The organism is Pseudomonas sp. R38(2017), from assembly GCF_002112395.1.
Taxonomy (GTDB): domain Bacteria; phylum Pseudomonadota; class Gammaproteobacteria; order Pseudomonadales; family Pseudomonadaceae; genus Aquipseudomonas.
In genome coordinates, this window is the sequence record NZ_NEHN01000004.1 from 93,988 (window position 1) to 110,925 (window position 16,938).

Annotated in this window: 16 protein-coding genes and 1 pseudogene; 11 read left to right on the plus strand and 6 right to left on the minus strand. The window is 58.4% G+C overall.

What is annotated here, in order from left to right; all coding sequences use genetic code 11:
- Positions 1 to 68 precede the first annotated feature (68 nt).
- Positions 69 to 758 (minus strand): phosphate regulon transcriptional regulator PhoB, encoded by a 690-nt coding sequence (gene phoB / locus CAF87_RS10310; protein WP_003229608.1) that lies wholly within the window; start codon positions 756 to 758, stop codon positions 69 to 71.
- Between the two features lie 151 nt (positions 759 to 909).
- On the opposite strand from phoB, the gene CAF87_RS10315 reads away from it, so the two are divergent.
- Positions 910 to 1,293: a hypothetical protein gene (locus CAF87_RS10315; RefSeq protein WP_085731342.1), complete on the plus strand. Its 384-nt coding sequence runs from the start codon at positions 910 to 912 to the stop codon at positions 1,291 to 1,293.
- A gap of 63 nt (positions 1,294 to 1,356) precedes the next feature.
- Here the strand turns inward: CAF87_RS10315 and ubiA are convergent, their stop codons facing one another.
- Positions 1,357 to 2,247 (minus strand): 4-hydroxybenzoate octaprenyltransferase, encoded by an 891-nt coding sequence (ubiA, locus tag CAF87_RS10320; RefSeq protein WP_085731343.1) that lies wholly within the window; start codon positions 2,245 to 2,247, stop codon positions 1,357 to 1,359.
- Complete coding sequence (locus CAF87_RS10325) at positions 2,247 to 2,798, minus strand: chorismate lyase (RefSeq protein ID WP_085731344.1); 552 nt, start codon at positions 2,796 to 2,798, stop codon at positions 2,247 to 2,249. The genes ubiA and CAF87_RS10325 overlap by 1 nt, the downstream gene beginning before the upstream one ends.
- Before the next feature lie 199 nt (positions 2,799 to 2,997).
- Here CAF87_RS10325 and CAF87_RS10330 point away from each other — a divergent pair, with 199 nt between their 5' ends.
- From CAF87_RS10330 to CAF87_RS10340, 3 genes are all read left to right on the plus strand, one after another.
- Complete coding sequence (locus CAF87_RS10330; protein WP_007954349.1) at positions 2,998 to 3,165, plus strand: rubredoxin; 168 nt, start codon at positions 2,998 to 3,000, stop codon at positions 3,163 to 3,165.
- A 21-nt stretch (positions 3,166 to 3,186) separates the two neighbouring features.
- A complete protein-coding gene (locus CAF87_RS10335) occupies positions 3,187 to 4,335 on the plus strand; it encodes an NAD(P)/FAD-dependent oxidoreductase (protein ID WP_085731345.1) in 1,149 nt (382 codons plus the stop codon).
- Positions 4,336 to 4,527: 192 nt separating this feature from the next.
- A complete protein-coding gene (locus CAF87_RS10340) occupies positions 4,528 to 4,803 on the plus strand; it encodes an HU family DNA-binding protein (RefSeq protein WP_003213368.1) in 276 nt (91 codons plus the stop codon).
- Positions 4,804 to 4,899: 96 nt separating this feature from the next.
- Here the strand turns inward: CAF87_RS10340 and CAF87_RS10345 are convergent, their stop codons facing one another.
- From CAF87_RS10345 to tssI, 3 genes are read right to left on the minus strand one after another with little or no spacing between them, the layout of a single operon-like run.
- Positions 4,900 to 5,979: a hypothetical protein gene (locus CAF87_RS10345; protein WP_085731346.1), complete on the minus strand. Its 1,080-nt coding sequence runs from the start codon at positions 5,977 to 5,979 to the stop codon at positions 4,900 to 4,902.
- 13 nt (positions 5,980 to 5,992) lie between these two features.
- Positions 5,993 to 6,661 carry a DUF2931 family protein gene (locus tag CAF87_RS10350; protein WP_085731347.1) on the minus strand — a complete coding sequence of 223 codons (669 nt, stop codon included), beginning with the start codon at positions 6,659 to 6,661 and terminating at the stop codon, positions 5,993 to 5,995.
- A complete protein-coding gene (gene tssI, locus CAF87_RS10355; RefSeq protein WP_085731348.1) occupies positions 6,654 to 10,013 on the minus strand; it encodes a type VI secretion system tip protein TssI/VgrG in 3,360 nt (1,119 codons plus the stop codon). The genes CAF87_RS10350 and tssI overlap by 8 nt, the downstream gene beginning before the upstream one ends.
- A gap of 715 nt (positions 10,014 to 10,728) precedes the next feature.
- On the opposite strand from tssI, the gene tssA reads away from it, so the two are divergent.
- The 7 genes and pseudogenes from tssA to CAF87_RS10390 all read left to right on the plus strand — a co-directional run bounded on the left by tssA (position 10,729) and on the right by CAF87_RS10390 (position 16,934).
- A complete protein-coding gene (gene tssA / locus CAF87_RS10360) occupies positions 10,729 to 12,291 on the plus strand; it encodes a type VI secretion system protein TssA (protein WP_085731349.1) in 1,563 nt (520 codons plus the stop codon).
- A 32-nt stretch (positions 12,292 to 12,323) separates the two neighbouring features.
- Entirely contained in the window at positions 12,324 to 12,827 is a 504-nt protein-coding gene (tssB, locus tag CAF87_RS10365; RefSeq protein WP_003229587.1) for a type VI secretion system contractile sheath small subunit, read from the plus strand.
- 28 nt (positions 12,828 to 12,855) lie between these two features.
- The gene (tssC, locus tag CAF87_RS10370; RefSeq protein WP_085731350.1) at positions 12,856 to 14,331 is read left to right on the plus strand and encodes a type VI secretion system contractile sheath large subunit; all 1,476 of its coding nucleotides are present in this window, start codon (positions 12,856 to 12,858) and stop codon (positions 14,329 to 14,331) included.
- Between the two features lie 9 nt (positions 14,332 to 14,340).
- Positions 14,341 to 14,748, plus strand: a complete 408-nt coding sequence (gene tssE / locus CAF87_RS10375; RefSeq protein ID WP_064379801.1) for a type VI secretion system baseplate subunit TssE — start codon at positions 14,341 to 14,343, stop codon at positions 14,746 to 14,748.
- A gap of 11 nt (positions 14,749 to 14,759) precedes the next feature.
- Positions 14,760 to 15,053, plus strand: a pseudogene (locus CAF87_RS29480) (PAAR domain-containing protein); the annotation flags it as partial.
- A 1,108-nt stretch (positions 15,054 to 16,161) separates the two neighbouring features.
- The gene (locus CAF87_RS10385) at positions 16,162 to 16,545 is read left to right on the plus strand and encodes a hypothetical protein (RefSeq protein WP_085731352.1); all 384 of its coding nucleotides are present in this window, start codon (positions 16,162 to 16,164) and stop codon (positions 16,543 to 16,545) included.
- Positions 16,512 to 16,934, plus strand: a complete 423-nt coding sequence (locus tag CAF87_RS10390; RefSeq protein ID WP_256576001.1) for a hypothetical protein — start codon at positions 16,512 to 16,514, stop codon at positions 16,932 to 16,934. Before CAF87_RS10385 ends, CAF87_RS10390 begins: the two co-directional genes overlap by 34 nt.
- The last annotated feature ends 4 nt before the right edge of the window (positions 16,935 to 16,938 follow it).

Below are 16,938 nucleotides of genomic sequence, written 5' to 3' on the forward strand. Positions count from 1 at the left end.
AATCAGGGTGCCATGCCAGTTTTGATTCACGGGAAATACGGTCCTTGTCAGCGAGTCTGGCGGTCGGCTCAGGCCTTGGTGGAGAACCGATAGCCGGTGCCGCGCACGGTTTGTACCAGATTTTCGTAGGCGTCGCCGAGGGCCTTGCGCAGGCGCCGGATGTGCACGTCGACCGTGCGCTCTTCAACATAGACGTTGCCGCCCCAGACCTGATCCAGCAACTGACCACGCGTGTAGGCGCGTTCCTGGTGGGTCATGAAGAATTGCAGCAGACGGTATTCGGTCGGGCCCATCTCGGCCGGACGGCCGTCGATGGTCACGCGGTGGCTGATCGGGTCGAGCAGCAGGCCGCCGACTTCGATCGGCGCTTCGCCATCGGTCGGGCCGGCGCGGCGCAGCACGGCCTTGAGGCGTGCCACCAGTTCGCGTGGGGAAAACGGTTTGGTGATGTAGTCGTCGGCGCCGACTTCCAGGCCCTGGATCTTGTTGTCTTCTTCGCCCTTGGCGGTGAGCATGATGATCGGGATGTCCCCGGTCAGTTCGTCACGCTTGAGGCGGCGGGCCAGCTCGATGCCGGAGGTGCCGGGCAGCATCCAGTCGAGCAGGATCAGGTCCGGTTTGCGGTCGACGATAATGGCGTGCGCCTGCTGCGAGTTCTCTGCCTCGAGGCAGTCATAGCCGGCCATTTCCAACGCAACGGCGATCATTTCGCGAATGGGCGCTTCGTCGTCGACGATCAGAATGCTCCTGCCAACCATGCCTTAATCCTCTTGTCATTTAACTGTCTTGCGCCGCATTAGATAACGGAATTATTGCAGTCGTGTGACAGTATTTTAGTCCGGCGGCGATTGTGCAAATCCTGAACTAAGCTCTAAGTCCGAATCCTGACAACCACAAAAGAAGGTTTCCATGACTCAAATGACTGCTTCCTTTAAAACTCTGCTGATGGCCGCTGCCCTGACCCTGCCCGGACTGGCGATGGCGGCCGAACCGGCGATGATGAAAGACGGCATGATGGTCGACCACAAAGGCATGACCGTTTACACGTTCGACAAGGACGCTGGCGGCAAGTCGATGTGCAACGACAAATGCGCCGAGAACTGGCCTCCGATGATGGCACCGGCAGGTGCGAAGGCAGAGGGCAAGTGGACGGTGATCAAGCGCGATGACGGCAAGATGCAGTACGCCTACGACGGCAAGCCGCTGTATACCTTCAAGATGGACGCCAAACCAGGTGACATGATGGGTGACGGCAAGATGGACGCGTGGCACGTGGTTCACGAGCACAAGTAAGCCATCGGCAGTGAAACAGCATCGCGGCCCGCAGGCATTGCCTCGGGCCGCGATGCTTTGAGGTCAGCGCAACGCGTAATCCAGCACGATCCCGACGAAAATCGCCAAACCGGCCCAGTGGTTGTGCAGGAACGCCTTGAAGCAGCGCATCCGGTCGCGATCACGGGTGTACCAGAACTCCCAGGCATAGCACCCGGCCGCCACCAGCAGGCCGAGGTGGAACCACATCCCCAACTCGAACTTCGATCCGGCCAGCAACAGGCAGCCCAGCGACAGGGCCTGCAAGGTCAGGATGATCACCCGGTCCGCCTCGCCGAACAGGATCGCCGTGGATTTCACTCCGATCTTCAAGTCATCGTCGCGGTCGGTCATCGCGTAATAGGTGTCGTAGCCCACCGTCCACAGCAGGTTGGCGATCCACAGCAGCCAGGCAGTCACTGGCAGCTCACCGGTTTCGGCGGTGAACGCCATCGGCATGCCCCAGGAAAACGCCGCACCCAGCACTACCTGCGGGTAATAGGTGTAGCGCTTCATGAACGGATAAGTGAACGCCAGCGCCAGGCCACCCAGCGACAGCCAGATCGTCGCGGCGTTGGTGCACAGCACCAGCAGGAAGCTCATGCCCATCAGCAGGGCGAAGAACACCAGCGCCTCTTTCGAGCTGATCCGGCCAGCAGCGAGCGGGCGTTCGGCGGTGCGCTTCACATGGCCGTCGACCTTGCGGTCGGCCCAGTCATTGATGACGCAGCCGCCGGCACGAGTCAGCACCACACCAAGGACGAAAATCACGACGTTGGCCAGCGACGGCGAACCTTTACCGGCAATCCACAGCGCCCAGAGTGTCGGCCACAGCAGCAGGTAAATGCCGATCGGCTTGTCCATGCGGGTCAACTGGATGAAGTCCCAGGCGCGCGGGTTCAGGCGATTCAGGGATTTGAGCAGGCTTTGATACATCAGCAGTTCTCCGGACGGGCGCGGACGGCTTCCCACAGCGTAGGCAGGAAAATCTCCGCCACCAGTACGCTCAATGCACCACGGTCGAAACGCGAACGACGACCCCACAGACCGATGGCCCGGGAATCCTCGGGCAGCCAGTGTTCCGGGTAATGGCAGACTTCGATGGCGCGCCGCTGGAACGCGTGATCGCAGAACAGCAGTTCGCCCAGCGAGCGGCTGCCCAACTCATCCATATGCAACCCGTCGCCCTGCAAGGCGCTGCGCGAGGCCACGCTGCGGGCGAACACCCACGCCTCGCCATGCCCGCGCAAATACACCTCGCGCACCCAGCCTTCGCTGCCTTCGGCCAGGTCCAGCGCCGCGCATTCGTCGTCACGCAGGGTCTGCCAGCCCTCGAACAGCGGCGTGACACTGAAACCGTCATCGGACAGGCGCGTCAGCCGGCGGGTCAGGGAGCCTTCGTCGAACAGCCAGTCGAGCGTGGACGTGTCGAGGAGGGGTGTCAGGTGGCTTTGCGGGCGCCACAACGGGGCGTTTTTGAGTTGCACAATGAGTCATTATTGGCAGCAAATGAGGCGGCGAGCTTACCATGGCGCACCGCGAATTTGATTGATCCGGGCCGCCATTGCGCCGAACAGGCTTGCATCTGGCCGGTACCATCAGTACAAAACGCCCTGAGCCGGACGGCAGCGCTGCACCATCGACCGTCCGCGCCGGCTAAAGCCTGAACCCTGAGGAAGTACCTGAATGAAAAAGTGGCAATGTGTGGTCTGCGGCCTGATCTATAACGAAGCCGACGGCTGGCCGGATGATGGTATTGCGCCGGGCACCCTGTGGCAGGACGTGCCGGAAGACTGGCTGTGCCCGGACTGCGGCGTCGGCAAGATGGACTTCGAAATGATCGAAATCAACTGAGAAAACACTGAGGAGTAGGGCATGAGCGCACCTGTCGTAATCGTTGGCACCGGGCTTGCGGGTTACAACCTGGCCCGCGAGTTTCGCAAACTCGATGGCGAAACCCCGCTGCTGCTGATTACCGCCGATGACGGTCGTTCCTACTCCAAGCCGATGCTCTCCACCGGCTTTGGCAAGAACAAGGACGCCGACGGCCTGAGCATGGCCGAACCGGGCGCCATGGCCGAGCAGTTGAAGGCCGAGATCCGCACCCACACCCGCCTCAGCGGCATCGACCCGGGCCACAAGCGCCTGTGGATCGGCGAGGAAGCGGTGAGTTATCGCGACCTGATCCTCGCCTGGGGCGCCGAAACCGTGCGTGTGCCGATTGAAGGCGATGCTGGGGATCTGGTGTTCCCGATCAACGATCTCGAAGACTACGCACGGTTTCGCGCGGCCGTGGCGGGCAAGCGTCGGGTGTTGCTGCTCGGTGCCGGTCTGATCGGCTGTGAGTTCGCCAACGACCTGATCCTCGGCGGCTACGAAGTGCAACTGGTTGCGCCGTGCGAGCAGGTGATGCCGACCCTGTTGCACCCGTCCGCTGCCGCAGCGGTGCAGGCCGGGCTGGAAAGTCTCGGAGCCCGTTTCCACCTCGGCCCGGTGCTGACCCGTTTGCAGAAAGTCGCGGATGGGCTGGAAGCACACCTCTCCGACGGTCAGGTCATCCCGTGCGATGTGGTGGTGTCGGCCATCGGCCTGCGCCCACGGATTGATCTGGCAGCGGCTGCCGGCATCCAGACCAACCGCGGTGTGGTGGTCGACCGTCATCTGCAAACCTCTCACGCCAATATTTACGCCTTGGGCGACTGCGCCGAGGTCGACGGGCTGAATCTTCTGTACGTCATGCCCCTCATGAGTTGTGCGCGAGCGCTGGCACAGACCCTGGCCGGCAACCCGACCGTGGTGAACTACGGACCGATGCCGATCACCGTGAAAACCCCGGTCTGCCCGTTGGTGGTTTCGCCGCCGCCACGGGGCCGTGAAGGTGTCTGGACCGTCGAAGGGCAGGGCGCCGACGTCAAGGCGCTGTGTCACGATGTGCAAGGGCAATTGCTCGGTTACGCCCTGACTGGCGCGGCGGTGATGGAAAAACTTGCGCTGAACAAGCAGCTTCCGGCCTTGCTGGCGTAAATACCGGTCGTTCTGTCGGAATCACCCCGCTTTTGCCCCCACAAAGGTCGCGGGGAGACTGGCGCCGCCCTTAACCGCGTGCCATCCTCACTCCCGTCTGCCGCAGAGTAGAGCCTGCGGCGCCTTGGGCGCTGTTCCAACGAGAACAGCACGGACATAACAACAAAAAACCGACTCAAAGGGGCTTCACTAATGCGTAAACCAGAACTCGCCGCTGCAATCGCTGAAAAAGCAGATCTGACCAAAGAGCAGGCCAACCGCGTTCTCAACGCCGTTCTCGAAGAAATCACCGGCGCCTTGCACCGCAAGGACAGCGTCACGCTCGTCGGCTTCGGCACCTTCCTGCAACGCCATCGCGGTGCCCGCACCGGCAAAAACCCGCAAACCGGTGAGCCCGTCAAAATCAAGGCCAGCAACACTGTTGCGTTCAAGCCGGGCAAGTCGTTGAAAGACAGCGTCAATCCATAATTGCGGCGAACTCCCTGAATAGCGGGGAGAGCCGTAGTGAAAAAATGGGCACTCCGATTGCGGTCGGGTGCCCATTTTTTGTGGCTGTATGTCGAGTTATTTACGTCGGAAACAGGCTTTTCCGTTTCCAAAGTTGACGGCGAGACAGTCAGGTTCGATGACGAGTTGCAGATCGTTGAACAACACAGAGAGATCGCCGTTGGCAGGGTCAGGATAGGTTTGCCAGTCCAACGTCGCCCATCGAGTTTCCGGCATCACAGTGAACCATTCGATGTCATCAGGCGAATTTTGAGTATGCAGACCGATTTTCTCCAGTGTCTTATTTGGGGAGAAGGGTTGTGTCAGCTTGGTCTGCTGCGAATCTGGCCAGACCTGCTTCAACGTCGAGCCATCTTCGAATTGCCAATAAACATCCACCGGCTGGATAGCGGGTGGTGAGATCGGGTCGAAGTGATACAACGTCAACCAGTAGTTATGGGCAACTCGCTGTTGCTCTTCCTGTGACAGATATCGGCTGGTAGTCGCCAGATCAAATCCGGTGGGTTGTTCGAACGTTAAGGGCTGGTTTTTTCGTTTCTTCCAGCCAATGTTGAAGGCGCGGCTATCCGGCGAAACATCGAACCATTGATCTGCCCCGTGATTGTGATCTGTGCCAAAACCAATTTTCTTCAACGTTCTCTTGGGATCGAAAGGAAGCCAGAGGTCAGTTTGTTGATTTGAACTCAATACTAATTGGCCTCGCGGACCTGAATTGAACTCAAAATAGACAGTCACGGGTTTCAGGGGCGGTGGCGGAGGTTGGCGATCGTACCGTAGCTCTAAAACGTAGCTTTCTTTAGCCAACTCATTTTTTTCGTTGTCGGCATACTCCTTGATTTCGACCAGCGTTCTCTCGCGTGAAAGATTGTAGGAAAGCTTCTTTGCTGGTTGGGCGGCAGGCCCTTGCTCCAGCATCAAAGTGTTTTCCTCGACATACCAATTTCCCTTGGTGACACCGCCAGCCGAACCATAGGCGATACCGGCAGAAAAGGTGCCGTCCTTACGCAGCAACAACTCCGCGCCCATCTCCATTGCACCTTGAAGGTAATAATGGCCGTCCAGTGTGCGGACATCTGCGTGACTCTGGCTGAAGGGAAAGCTCAAAAATGCTGCCATCAACAACTTTTTCAACTCCATGTAATCACTCTCCTTACCAGCTTCCGTAGGGGATGCCGTATTTTTCGATGTAGGTTTTGGATGCGTCTTTGAGAGGTCGATGTTGACCTCCGGATTTACCGTCATAGGGACCTTTGGGATTGATAGTTCCTTCGACTCGGGTAATTTCGACTGACTTCAAGCACGGCCCACTTAGCCATACCTTGGCGATGCCGCCAGGCGCCAAGCCGATACCTATGCGGTCGCGGTAGTCCGTGATCCATTTGCCATCCAGTCTGCAGTACGCCTTTTCCGGTTTGCGCATGATTTCCCGCGCAGATTCGGGAATCACAATGTAGGCCTCATAGGTTTGAGGCTCAGCCAGTGATTGCCATCGCACATAGATCAAGCGGGGAAGATCGGCACCCGTGACGTCACGTCCGGCGCCGCTGCCGGGGCTGTCAGGCCAGCCTGCGGGCTTGCCCTTGTTGTCGGCGGGGGTGTTCACCGAGGCAATCCCGGCTCCGGCGCGTTTGAACACACGTTCACGGATATCCACCACGTCGGCCGTTTCAATCCAGACCTCCATGTAGGCGGGTGCTCCGAAGCCGAGGTACCAGGGCCGTTTGGTGATCGGTTGTGCATGACTTTGAGTGCAAAGCACCAACAGCAATCCGAAGACGAACCCCGTGTGTTTTTTGACGGGCCGAGTGAATTTATTCATGGGGGTGCACCACTCGTTGTTTGTTCTTTGTTGGGCGGTTGATGAAAACAACGCTCCAGTCGCTGTTGTTGAAATCTTTGGCTGCGTTCCAGTGCGCAGATAGGTGGATATAGCGGCTGCGTAACAAAGCCCGTTCTTTGATGGTCAGTCCCTCAACGGATGAATTTCCAAGCGCATAAGCCTCAAGCTTGGTGTGGATCGGGATCAGTTCCTCAGGTAGCGAAAGTTTTGAATCGTTTTCGTCAATCGCTTCAAATGGCACACCATGTCTGACCCCCAGCTCACGCATGATGCGTAAATACACCAGCGACAACTCACCGTGTACCGGGCGTTCAATCATGGCCGCAGCATAAACCCGCTTCTGGGGATCCGGTGTGGAACTGCCCCTTTCCGATCGTTGAATTACAGGGGTTTCCCAGAGTGCAACACGCAGTTGATTGCCTGGAGCGTCATCTTCGATGACGCCTTTCGTATACCAGGCAAACGCCTCCTTTTCGGCAGCGACATAAGCTGCGCTACGGGTCGCTTCGTGGCTTTGGCTGATGGTGCTGGTGACCGGACTGCTCAACAGAAGTTTCTCCTTGGCTCTGGGCAGATAACCACCTCCCAGATCCGAGTGGGCGCCGGGTAATACCAGATCAATCTCACCCAGGCTGTTAAGGGCAAAGTTCTCGCGATATTCATCACGAGCCACCAGGTGCACCATTTTGTTGGCGCAACCCTCAGGCAGCTTCAAGTCCAGCCCGGGATTTCTGCTGTTGGCGCCTGTGAAGTCGAGTAACCATGGATTGGTGATTGCCGCGACGGTATCAAACAGACCAATGAAATTGATGCCGATACTGGATTGTGGATCCCAGTCAAAGCTACTTGCTAAAGACGGAGAGCCCGCTGGCAGCGCTTTTGCAAGAATGCTGCCCTTGCCTTTGAGCAGCTCGTTTGCGAAGTGCCGTGCAGCGGCGGCGCCTCGACTGAAACCGAAAATATCGAACTCGATTCTTTCTATTAGCGCGTTGGGGTTGTTTTTTATCAGTACCCGCATTTGCTTCATGATTTTTTCAGGGCTCTGCTCCACACGAGCCAGGACACCCGTTTCGCCTCGTCCGGTTGCCTGGGCGTAAAGTGAATCGCCTCCATCAGCTGTCGTACCAATGCCTTCGATGTATACGCGCAAGGAAGCCTGTTTCGTTTTCTCCGGCAATACCTCGAAGGCATGGTCCGTATACAGCTCATGCAAACGCACAATATTGCTCACATCATTGCCATAACTGTTATCCGGCGAGTTGCCATTTCCGTCATAGCCATAAGTGGCGCAGTGCTTCTGGATCTCTTCGGCCGCCTCCGCCAGATTGGCATCTGGCGCATAGCAAGCCGCGACCGTTTCGCTGTTGGCCTTGTTGTTCCCCGTCCCATCGAAAAACACGCCAATCCGCAACGTAATCCCGGCAGGCGTTTCATCCTCCAGCTCGACTTCTTCTTCCTCTTCTTCGAGCTCGCTTTCCTCTGGGGAGGGTTGCGAGGCGTTCGTCTGTCTCGCTGCCGGATTACCCGTGGCCTGCGACACAAAACGCTTGGCAGATTCATCCCTGGATACCTCGCCGCCCGTCACAATCTCGGTACTGCTGAAGATCCCGCCCTCGTCGATCACGATGTGATGACCGCCTGCTTTCAGCGTGATGCTGGCGCCCGCATCCAGCACCACATTGGCACCGGCCTTGATCTGCACGTGCTGTCCTGCCTCGACGGCAATGACCTTGCCGACAGATGTCTGGCTGCTGCCCTGGATGCTTTCCCGTCGATCGCGTCCGACCTCCAGTCGACTGTCATGGAGGATCTGCCGCTCCATGTCTCGTTGGGCGCGCAGGTAAACCAGTTCCTGGCCGGCGCGGTCTTCTAGCGTCAGTTCGTTGTAGCCGCCGGTGTCGGGTGAGCTGCGACTGCGCAGTACGGTGCGGGTCTTGTGCTCGGGCAATCTGTAAGGCGCGGGTGTGAGTTTGTTGATCACGCAACCGGTAATCAGTGGTTGATCGGGGTCGCCCTCCAGAAAGGTCACCACGACTTCCATTCCGACGCGGGGAAGGGTCATTGCGCCAAAACCGTTTCCGGCCCAGTTCGACGACACTCGTACCCAACAACTGCTGCGTTCGCAGTTCAGCTCGGCCCGGTCCCAGTGGAATTCGATCTTCACGCGACCGAACTCATCGCAGTAGATCTCTTCACCTTTTGGCCCGGTTACCCGAGCCGTCTGGCTCACCAACGGAGGACGGCGCGCAGATAGAGGCGGGCGGAAAACCACTTCGGCAGGTATGGCGCGGAAGCTGTTGCGATATCCCTGGGTAAAACCGTCTGCAGAAGCGGTTTCGTGTGTAGCGTGTTCCTCCAGAACTTGAGGTTGTCGCCCGGTGTGCGTGACTTCGAGTAATTGCCACAGCCCATTGCATTGCTTGCGAGGATGTTTGGTCAGTTCGAACAGGTGGCCACAGCGCAGGGTTGGCTGGTTGCTCTGACCCTCGGCTGTTTCATAGTCGGCGCGATGGCGTTCCAGGGCCTGACGGGCAAGTTGTTTGCCGCGTTTTTCGTTCTCCATCGCCAGCGGATAGCGATAGTCCTCAAGCCCGGGTGTGAAATCGGCGACAAAGCGGCTTTCAAGCAGCAGGTGCGGGCGCTTCAGGTCGTAGTCCCGACGGGTGACGCGGCTGGTACGTGTTCGGGCGTGCCAGGAAAACCGGTGGACCACCGGGTGCTCCGCCACCATCGCGCTGTCGTGCCGGTAGGTTGTTGCGTGCAATGTCTGCAGGAACACCGTGTCATCGGTGAACACCAGCAAATGCCTCTCCACAGAATGCTGGTGATGCCATGTGATGCCGTCTTCGGCGCACAGGCGCTGGATGAACTCGAAATCGCTTTCACCGTACTGGGTGCAGTATGCGCGTGGTGGCAAGGTCCGGACATGGAACCTGAACGCATCGGCAAGGATGCCGTGCCGTTTGAGCACTTGGGTGATGATTTGCGGGACAGTCTGGTTCTGGAAAATCTGTTGATCGTGACTGAACTGCAAATAGTGGAGGACTGGAACCAGTGTCAGGCCATAGTGCGACAGGCGCTTTCCCGACTCGCCGGCCTGTACATCCTCGATGCACCCGTGAATACCTTCGCCATTCAGTCCGAAGCGCAGGAACGCCGGCTGACCAAGCAAAGGTTCCATGTCGAAATCATGAACCTCGCAGACGAGTTCTACCTTGATGGCATACAGCGTGCCGACGGCCTCGGAACCCTCGAAAGCCAACACCTTGAAGTCGTTGCGAACGGCGGGAATCTGCAGCGTAAAGCGCGCAGAAATGACAGCTCCAGACATACGCTTGTCCTTAAGCAGAGAGGGAAATTTGGCGTGATGTCGAAACCCTCCCTGGTCAGCGCACGCGAACATTGGCCGGCACGCTAACAAGGCATGAAACAGATTTATGTAAGAAGAGTCCCTGGTTTAAGTCGGAACATTCCGTGTTGTAAAACAGCGTCAGGGTTGTGGGAAATGCCTGTGGGAAAGTGATTCAAGGCGATAACGCCCCCTGCGATAGTGCTGTCTGTGCAGGTATTCCAACAATATTCAACGTATGAATTGCCATCAATTTGATGGCACTTTTACTGTTTGTAGTTGTCGCCAGTCATTTGTTAATAGATGAGCGTGTATTTTCGGAAGCGTCCTACTTCAAATTTTTTTCGTTTTTGTCATGCTTTTATCCGTATTTATGGAACGGGCGTGCCATCACTGTTGCTGGCTTTCACTGGGCGCTCTAGATCAATGCTTACGGGGCAGAATGCCGAAAATGTGAAATATAAACCGATATCAGGGAAAACCCTGCGACATATAGGGCGATCTCCTACACACCCCAATGAACACTTCGTCTTGTTGTTTAATCAGATGCTTGCTAGTGGCCATCATACTGATTACGATGCGCGCACTTGAAAGAGCAAACACTCAATTGGATGAGTTTTCCCACTGCTCTTCGATACTGTCCCGCGCCGCTGCAATTCCAATAGGCGCACGACCGTAATCCAAATAAAGGCCATGGATGTCCTACTCGAGCAAACTTTCCGCCCATTACCTCGAACTCGCTAAAGTCTCTGTTTCCAAAGAGAATTTTGCGGGCGAAGACGTTCGTTTCTCGAGCGAGTTCGAGGCGCTGGAAAGCGAGCTGGCCAAAGCCTCGTCGATGCACGAAAGCGGGCAGATCGACTGGCTGAAAATTCGCGAAAACAGCGAAAACCTCCTGCGTACTCAATCAAAGGATTTGCGTGTCGGCGCCTGGCTGACCTGGTCGCTGTACCAGCGTGAATCCTTCCCCGGTCTGCTGGCCGGCCTCGGTTTTCTGCACCATTTGTCGGAAAACAACTGGGCCGAGATTCACCCGCTCAAACCCCGCACCCGGGCCGCCGCCATTGGCTGGCTGGTGCCGCGTCTGGAGCAGGTGATCACCGAGAACATCGCGATCAAGGAACAGCTGCCGATGTTCCGGCAGTTATCGGAGCATCTGTCCGGTCTCGACGCCGCCTGCACCGAGCATCTGGGCGATGATGCGCCGCTGCTGCTACCGCTTTCCCGCCGCCTGAAAACCATGATCCAGCGCGCCGCCGACAACCAGCCGGCTCCCGGCGTGGTGGGCGCGGCGGTGGCACAGGTCAAACAGGCCGCCAGCCAGTTGCTGGCGCCCGGCGCGCCGATCGACAACGAGAAAGAAGCCCACAAGGCCCTGCGCGCCCAGCAGGAAAGCGCCCGTCCGTTGTGCGCCTGGTGGCTCAAGCAGAAAGCCACCGATCTGCGCGCCCTGCGCCTCAACCGCACCTTGCTGTGGATGACGATCGACGCCGTTCCCGAGCGCAATGCCGAGCAGATCACCGTGCTGCGCGGGTTGCCGGTCGACAAGCTCAAGCAGTATCAGGACCGTTTCGATCAGGGCAAATACGCCGACCTGCTGGTGGAACTGGAGGCGAGCCTGGCGAAGGCGCCATTCTGGTTCGATGGCCAGAGGATGGTCTGGGAATGTCTCCAGAACCTCAACGCCGAGCTGGCCATGCGCGAAGTGGAAATCCACTTCGCGCTTTTGATTCAGCGCCTGCCCGGCATCATTGAGCTGCGTTTCCATGACGGCGCGCCGTTCGCCGATCCGTCCACCCGGGCGTGGATCGCCGCCAACGTCATGCCGCACCTGCAAAGCGCCAGCGCGCCGCGCAAGGTCGAAACCGAAAACGCCGAAACCCAGCCAGCCTGGGAAAAGGCTCTCGAAGAAGTCCAGCCGATCCTGCGCAAGGAAGGCCTCAAGCCCGCCGTGCAGATCCTCAAGCAGGGCCTGCAATCGGCACACGGCGGTCGCGAACGCTTTTTCTGGCAGTTCGCCCTCGCGCGGCTGTGCTTCCTGGCCAAGAAATACGAACTGGCCAAGAACCAGCTCGAAACCCTCGATCAGACATTACAGGACTCAGGCCTGCACGCCTGGGAGCCCGATCTTGCATTGGAAGTGCTGCACCTGCTGCACAGTTGCTGCGAGTTGTTACCGCAGAACCATGCCGTACGTGAACGCAAGGAAGAGATTTATCGCAGGCTGTGCCACCTCGACCTCGAAGTGGTACTCGAATAGGCCCCAGGGCCACAACCGCAAGGAGAAAAGCCATGGCCAAAGAAGGCTCGGTAGCCCCCAAGGAACGCATCAACGTCACCTTCAAACCCGCCACCGGCGGTGCTCAGGAAGAGATTGAACTGCCGCTGAAGCTGCTGGCAATCGGTGACTACACCCACCGCAAGGACGATCGCAAGATCGAGGATCGCAAGCCGATCAGCATCGACAAGATGACCTTCGACGAAGTGCTGGCCAAGCAAGAGCTGGGTCTGACGCTGAGCGTGCCGAACCGTCTGCAGGAAGATGGCGAGGCCGACGAGCTGGCCGTGCAACTGCGCGTCAACTCCATGAAGGACTTCAACCCGGCCAGCCTGGTCGAGCAAGTGCCTGAGCTGAAAAAACTGATGGAACTGCGCGACGCGCTGGTGGCCCTCAAAGGCCCGCTGGGTAACGCACCTGCGTTCCGTAAAGCCATCGAAGGCGTGCTCGCCGACGATGAATCCCGCGGTCGCGTACTCGGTGAGCTGGGCCTGAACGCCGCAGCCCCGGACGCTTGAGACTCCAGCAGCCAAGGAAGCCAACACAATGAGCACTAGCGCAGCACAACAGAACGCCGCCGAAAACGGCGAATACAGCATCCTCGACAGCATCATCGCCGAAACCCGCCTGACGCCGGACGACGAAGCCTACGACATCGCCAAGCGCGGTGTGTCGGCGTTCATCGAAGAGCTGCTCAAGCCGCAGAACAACGGTGAGCCGGTCAAGAAAGCCATGGTTGACCGCATGATCGCCGAGATCGATGCCAAGCTCAGCCGTCAGATGGACGAAATCCTGCACCACCCGGACTTCCAGGCGCTGGAATCGTCGTGGCGTGGCCTGCAACTGCTGGTCGACCGCACCAACTTCCGCGAAAACATCAAGATCGAAATCCTCAACGTCTCCAAGGACGATCTGCTGGACGATTTCGAAGATTCGCCGGAAGTGATGCAGTCGGGCCTGTACAAGCACATCTACACCGCTGAATACGGCCAGTTCGGTGGTCAGCCGGTTGGCGCGATCATTGCCAACTACTACATGTCCCCAAGCTCGCCGGACGTGAAGCTGATGCAGTACGTGTCCAGCGTAGCCTGCATGTCCCACGCGCCGTTCATCGCCGCCGCCGGCCCGAAATTCTTCGGTCTGGAAAGCTTCACCGGTCTGCCGGACCTGAAGGATCTGAAAGATCACTTCGAAGGCCCGCAATTCGCCAAATGGCAGAGCTTCCGTACTTCGGAAGACTCCCGCTATGTCGGCCTGACCGTTCCGCGTTTCCTGCTGCGTAACCCGTACGACCCGGAAGAAAACCCGGTCAAATCGTTCGTGTACAAGGAAAACGTTGCCAACAGCCACGAGCACTACCTGTGGGGCAACACCGCTTACGCGTTCGGCACCAAGCTCACCGACAGCTTCGCCAAATTCCGCTGGTGCCCGAACATCATCGGCCCACAGAGCGGCGGCGCGGTTGAAGACCTGCCTCTGCACCACTTCGAAAGCATGGGCGAAATCGAAACCAAGATTCCTACCGAGGTTCTGGTTTCCGACCGTCGTGAATACGAACTGGCCGAGGAAGGCTTCATCTCCCTGACCATGCGTAAAGGCTCCGACAACGCGGCGTTCTTCTCCGCAAGCTCCGTGCAGAAGCCGAAGTTCTTCGGCATCAGCGCAGAAGGCAAGGCGGCAGAGCTGAACTACAAGCTCGGCACCCAACTGCCGTACATGATGATCGTCAACCGCCTAGCTCACTACCTGAAAGTGCTGCAGCGCGAGCAACTCGGTTCGTGGAAAGAGCGTACCGACCTCGAGCTGGAACTGAACAAGTGGATCCGCCAGTACGTGGCCGACCAGGAAAACCCGAGCGCCGAAGTACGTGGCCGTCGTCCGCTGCGCGCTGCGCAAGTGATCGTCAGCGACGTTGAAGGCGAGCCGGGCTGGTACCGCGTCAGCCTGAACGTGCGTCCGCACTTCAAGTACATGGGTGCCGATTTCACCCTGTCGCTGGTTGGCAAGCTGGACAAAGAGTAAGAGCGACTCATGGACGGATACGGCAGCCTTTTCGAGCGCCTCAACGGCGACGCGGAACAGCGCAAGGGCAAGAGCCTCGAGGCTTCGGCCATGGCGTCGGTGGCTGCCCATCTGGCCAAAATGCTCAGCACCCGGGCCGGCAGCGTGCAAACGCTGTCCGACTACGGGTTGCCCGATCTCAATGACATGCGCCTGAGCCTGCACGACTCCCTGAGTCAGGCCCGCCTGGCCATCGAAAGCTTCATCGAGGCCTACGAACCGCGCCTGAGCAACGTGCGTGTCATTTCCCTGCCGCGTGACCACGACCAGCTTCGCCTGGCCTTCAGCATCGAAGGCCTGCTGGAAGTCGAGGGTTTCAAGCGTCAGGTCAGTTTTGCCGCGCGCCTGGATGGCAGCGGTCAAGTGAAGGTCAACTAAGGAGAACCCCGATGTCTGGCAAACCGGCAGCACGCGTATCCGACCCCACCGCTTGCCCGCTCCCCGGTCACGGCACCAACCCGATTGCCGCCGGTTCCGGCGACGTGTTCTTCGACGGCCTCCCGGCCGCTCGCCAGGGCGATGCTTCGGCGTGTGGTAGCGCATTGGTCGGCGATCTGGCGACGACGGTTCTGATCAACGGCAAGCCGGCTGCCACCGTTGGTTCGGTCGGGGCCCATGGCAACAAGGTCACTGCCGGCTCCGGGACGGTAATCATCGGGAATTCGCATACGCCCGCACCATTCTCGGGGCTGGCAGCGGTTGCGGTCGCCGCTGCTCTGGAGTACCGACTGGGTCTGAAGTCGGGTGGCAACTCGGTTTTGACCCCGCTGGAAATACCGGACTTCGATGAACTGAAGTCCGGAACATCGAAAAACCGCGAGCTGGTCGACTTTGTCGTCGAGAACCGGATGGACGCGGCAGATAGTGTGAAGCTGGAAGTGCTGGACGGTGAAAAGCCGGTCTACACCGAAGCCAATACCGCCCCGTTCTTGCCCCCTGGCAAGCACCCGTGGCAATGGGATGGGTACGACACTGCCGGCATCCTCGACACCAAAATCCTGAAAAGCCCGAACCTCAAAGTTCGTCTGACCGCGACCGGAGCGGGCAAGCAGCAAGTCACCGAAGTGAAGCTCACTTGTTCGGCTGAAGAGGTGAAGTGGGTCGATGTGCGTATTGATCGCAATGCCAAGACCGTGGAAGTAACGCTGCGCCCGAGCTTCTCGAATGGTGGCAGCAGTGGTTCTACGCCTGGCCTGGTGCCTACGCCGTTCAGCACTTTGCTGGGTTGGGCCAAGGAAGGCATCGAATTGTATTGGTCACGCAATGGTTCGCGCGGTGGTGGTATCGCCGAAGGGATCACCACCAGCAAAGGGGTCTACAAAGTCACGGTCAAGGCCGAGGTCAACGTCGAGCCTAAGGCCGGGAACTTCCCGTTGATTGACTCGTTGTCAGCGGACTTCGGTCGTTCGACCAGCCTGGCAATTGCCCGGAAGGTTTACCACAACGCCGGCTATGCCTTTGACCAACTCGTCAAGCGTCAAGGCCTTGCGGCTGCGGATGCTGCCAACTATGCACAGGAAGAGTTCAAAGAGACCTCGGCCCATGAGTTCGGGCATCTGATTCTCAACGAATACGGTGGCGGACTGATCCCGAATTACTCGTGGACGCACAAAGAAACGTCAACGTTGATGCAAAACCCCAAGGCAAACCATCCGACACCGAGCACGGGGGAGGTGGATGTAATGCATTACTTCAGCAGCTACACCCAGTCGGCCGCCAGCCTGCAGAAGCGCATGGCCGCTTCTGAACAAGACGTGAAAAGCCTGCTCTGGCTGGCCAGGGTTGAATTCGATGACTAGGTTCGCCGGTTTCATTCTGCTGTTTGTCTCCCTGTACGGCTGCGCAGCGCAGCAGGTCTACAACAACCATGTGTACATGGAAAACCGTTGTGGCCAGCCACTCGAGATGAAGGTTTCCAACAGCTCGAACATGCACTCACTGGATCGCAACCTGACCGTTGCAACAGGCGCTCGTGCGCTCGTGGCGAGCTTTGCCTCTTACGGTGAAGACGTGATCGAACAGATCCCGAGCAACTATCAGCTGACCATCAACGACGCTGCGGGCAGTAAATCCATTGACGCTACTCAGTTGAAACAGCGCCTGGCCGTTGTCGAGAAAGTCACTGAAGGAACCCAGCGCGAGTGGACGATCCGCGAGGCTTCGATCTGCCCATGAAACTGCCAGGAATGATCTACATGTCGAGCTGGGCGGGCCTCTCATTGGCTGCCTGTACTGTCCAACAGGTTTACCGCAATGACGTGTACCTGCAGAACACTTGTGGAGTACCGCTGGAGCTGACGTTGGCAAACGACTCCAACTACGACGATCAGCCACGCAGCTTCACGTTGGCTCCGAATGAACGCAACTCCGTCGCCAACTATCAATCCTTCGGCGAAGACGTATTGGGTCAGATCAGCCACCGATACAACCTGATGCTGAAAAGCCCAACGGCCAGTAAAACCATCGATGCGCAAGCGTTGCGCAAAGCGATAGCAGGCGTTGAAAAGACCGAAGAGAAAGCAGTTCGCTCCTGGACGCTCGATGACGGGGCTTTCTGCCCGTGAAGCG

What these genes read in the sequence shown, in the direction of transcription:
- phoB (WP_003229608.1), bottom strand. Translation starts at nt 758, where the DNA reads ATGGTTGGCAGGAGCATTCTGATCGTCGACGACGAAGCGCCCATTCGC.
- CAF87_RS10315 (WP_085731342.1), top strand. Translation starts at nt 910, where the DNA reads ATGACTCAAATGACTGCTTCCTTTAAAACTCTGCTGATGGCCGCTGCC.
- ubiA (WP_085731343.1), bottom strand. Translation starts at nt 2,247, where the DNA reads ATGTATCAAAGCCTGCTCAAATCCCTGAATCGCCTGAACCCGCGCGCC.
- CAF87_RS10330 (WP_007954349.1), top strand. Translation starts at nt 2,998, where the DNA reads ATGAAAAAGTGGCAATGTGTGGTCTGCGGCCTGATCTATAACGAAGCC.
- CAF87_RS10335 (WP_085731345.1), top strand. Translation starts at nt 3,187, where the DNA reads ATGAGCGCACCTGTCGTAATCGTTGGCACCGGGCTTGCGGGTTACAAC.
- CAF87_RS10340 (WP_003213368.1), top strand. Translation starts at nt 4,528, where the DNA reads ATGCGTAAACCAGAACTCGCCGCTGCAATCGCTGAAAAAGCAGATCTG.
- CAF87_RS10345 (WP_085731346.1), bottom strand. Translation starts at nt 5,979, where the DNA reads ATGGAGTTGAAAAAGTTGTTGATGGCAGCATTTTTGAGCTTTCCCTTC.
- CAF87_RS10350 (WP_085731347.1), bottom strand. Translation starts at nt 6,661, where the DNA reads ATGAATAAATTCACTCGGCCCGTCAAAAAACACACGGGGTTCGTCTTC.
- tssI (WP_085731348.1), bottom strand. Translation starts at nt 10,013, where the DNA reads ATGTCTGGAGCTGTCATTTCTGCGCGCTTTACGCTGCAGATTCCCGCC.
- tssA (WP_085731349.1), top strand. Translation starts at nt 10,729, where the DNA reads ATGTCCTACTCGAGCAAACTTTCCGCCCATTACCTCGAACTCGCTAAA.
- tssB (WP_003229587.1), top strand. Translation starts at nt 12,324, where the DNA reads ATGGCCAAAGAAGGCTCGGTAGCCCCCAAGGAACGCATCAACGTCACC.
- tssC (WP_085731350.1), top strand. Translation starts at nt 12,856, where the DNA reads ATGAGCACTAGCGCAGCACAACAGAACGCCGCCGAAAACGGCGAATAC.
- tssE (WP_064379801.1), top strand. Translation starts at nt 14,341, where the DNA reads ATGGACGGATACGGCAGCCTTTTCGAGCGCCTCAACGGCGACGCGGAA.
- CAF87_RS10385 (WP_085731352.1), top strand. Translation starts at nt 16,162, where the DNA reads ATGACTAGGTTCGCCGGTTTCATTCTGCTGTTTGTCTCCCTGTACGGC.